The following is a 336-nucleotide window of genomic DNA, read 5'->3' on the forward strand; positions in this document are numbered from 1 at the left end:
CTTTTTTATGTTGCTTTTTTTATGCGGTGCTCAGTGTGGTACGAATAAACACAAACCAAAATCGCGCAATTTTAGATCTTCATTTAAAAATAAAGTTAATAATAGAAACCAAGATGGGGAAGAAGTAAAAAATATTTCTGATGTGGACCCTAATGACGCTGATGACCCTAATGACCCTAATAATCAAGAAAGCAACATGCAAGGTCCTGCTTCACTAACTGATGGTAATCATGTAGGCAATTTTGCTAAACCTATTTTGGTTACAACTTCAATTACTGGTAGTAATATAAGTAGTTCTGCAGAGGCTAAGCCAATTCTAACGCCACCAAACAAATT

Annotated in this window: 1 protein-coding gene; it reads left to right on the top strand. The window is 35.1% G+C overall.

Going from position 1 to position 336, the window contains the following annotated elements; translation table 11 throughout:
• On the top strand, positions 1 to 336 hold a 336-nt coding region (locus MUW74_RS00990; RefSeq protein ID WP_243553020.1), incomplete at both ends, for a hypothetical protein.

The organism is Candidatus Cardinium sp. cBcalN2 (assembly GCF_022810445.1).
GTDB lineage: Bacteria > Bacteroidota > Bacteroidia > Cytophagales > Amoebophilaceae > Cardinium.